Origin of the sequence: Algoriphagus winogradskyi (genome assembly GCF_900182815.1) — a bacterium.
GTDB lineage: Bacteria > Bacteroidota > Bacteroidia > Cytophagales > Cyclobacteriaceae > Algoriphagus > Algoriphagus winogradskyi.
The window spans coordinates 963,663-965,685 of the sequence record NZ_FXUA01000001.1 but is presented as its reverse complement, the minus strand read 5'-3'; the positions used below and the strand labels follow the sequence as shown (position 1 = coordinate 965,685).

Annotated in this window: 2 protein-coding genes; both read left to right on the top strand. The window is 40.5% G+C overall.

The genetic code is table 11. The features are described 5' to 3' along the window. Positions 1 to 108 precede the first annotated feature (108 nt). Entirely contained in the window at positions 109 to 1,371 is a 1,263-nt protein-coding gene (locus QOL76_RS04020) for a replication-associated recombination protein A (RefSeq protein WP_283411737.1), read from the top strand. A gap of 149 nt (positions 1,372 to 1,520) precedes the next feature. Continuing rightward, positions 1,521 to 1,970 carry a MarR family winged helix-turn-helix transcriptional regulator gene (locus tag QOL76_RS04015; RefSeq protein ID WP_283411736.1) on the top strand — a complete coding sequence of 150 codons (450 nt, stop codon included), beginning with the start codon at positions 1,521 to 1,523 and terminating at the stop codon, positions 1,968 to 1,970. Positions 1,971 to 2,023: the final 53 nt, after the last annotated feature.

The window sequence follows — 2,023 nt, the reverse complement described above, 5'->3', positions numbered from 1 at the left end:
ATCCACTAGTCAAAGAGTAACTCGACAATGTTTGTCGTAAAATTAGAAAGGCCTTCACGGGCCTTTCTTTTTTGTCTAGTATCTTGCATTCCTAAGACCAGCTACTAAATGAATAACACCCCTCTTGCAGAACGTATGCGACCAACCCGATTGGAGGATCTAATCGGACAGGAGCATTTGTCCTCTCCCAAGTCATTTTTATTTAAAGCGATCAAATCCGGAAATGTGCCTTCTTTGATCCTTTGGGGCCCGCCGGGTGTTGGGAAAACTACCATTGCCAATATCATAGCAAATGAAATAAAAGCGCCTTTCTACACGCTAAGTGCTATAAGTTCTGGGGTAAAAGACATTCGTGAGGTAATCGAAAAAGCAAAGTTTCAACAAGGAGTGGTTCTCTTTATTGATGAAATTCATCGCTTTAATAAGTCCCAACAAGATGCGCTTTTGGGAGCTGTGGAAAAGGGTGTAATTCGATTAATAGGTGCTACAACAGAAAATCCATCTTTCGAAGTAAATGCAGCACTACTATCAAGATGCCAGGTTTTTACTTTGAATTCACTGGGTAAACCAGAACTCGAAGCGATGATCCATCAGGCATTAGAGCAGGATATTGAGTTGAAGAAAATCAAAGTAGAGCTGAAGGAAACCGATGCGCTCCTTCGTATTTCAGGAGGAGATGGGCGAAAGTTATTGAACCTGTTGGAAATAGTAATTGATGGGATAAATGAAGATCCCTGTGTGATTACCGATGAAAAAGTGATGCAGATCGCGCAACAAAAAGTGGCACTTTACGATAAATCGGGAGAGCAGCATTATGATATTATTTCTGCTTTTATCAAATCCATCCGTGGGTCTGATCCGAATGCAGCGGTTTATTGGTTAGCAAGGATGATCGAAGGAGGAGAGGATGTGAAGTTCATCGCTAGAAGATTGGTGATTTTAGCTTCAGAAGATATAGGGAATGCCAACCCAAATGCCTTGCTTTTGGCTACAAATTGCTTCGAGGCGGTTAAGATTATCGGCTATCCAGAGTCCAGAATTATCCTTTCCCAGTGCGTTACTTATTTGGCGAGCTCGCAGAAAAGCAATGCTGCTTACATGGCTATCAATCAAGCCCAGGCGTTGGTAAGAGAGAAGGGCGATCTTTCTGTACCACTTCATTTGCGAAATGCTCCAACCAAACTCATGAAGGATTTGAACTATGGAAAAGCCTATAAATATTCCCATGACTTCCCTGGGAACTTTGTGAATCAAGAGTTTTTGCCAGATGAAATCAAAGGGTTGAAACTGTATGATCCCGGAGAGAATGCGAGGGAAAATGAGCTGAGAAGATACCTTAGCTCGAAGTGGCAAGGGAAATATGGGTATTGAGAATTTTCAATTTTCAAATGCAAGTCTCAATTTTCAAATTTTCCAATTTTTCAATCTTCCAATACTAAAACCTATAAACCCTATAAAAATAATAGAGAATTGTATTGCCCGATTAAATTTTTTATATATTTGTCACACTAACTATTGGTATGACACAAGAGCAATATTCTAAGTATTCATTTCTATTGGACCGTACGGCCCGAAAAGTGAAGCAATATGCTCAGCAGCAGTTCAAATCAGGAGATTTTGATGTGACTGTTGATCAATGGTTGGTGTTGAAAAACCTATCTGAAAATGACCTCTTAAGTCAAACAGAATTGGCGAATTTGGTCTTTAAAGATCATCCTACGCTGACACGTATTATCGATTTGCTTTGCAAAAAGGGGTATGTGGAGCGAGTGCCACATCCGCAGGACCGACGTAGTTTTCAGTTGCATTTGACGGAAACCGGAGTTTCGAAAGTGAGTTCTTTACGGCCGGAGATTCTTCAGATTAGAGAGAAAGCATGGGAGAATTTAAGTCCCCATGATTTCGAGGAGTTTAAGCGGATTCTCAATACGATTTATCAGAATCTCAATGGTGAGTCGCTTGGTCAATAAGTAAGTTAAAGAAAAAGGAAACTTTTAACCGGGGAAGCACCCCAAATTTCATA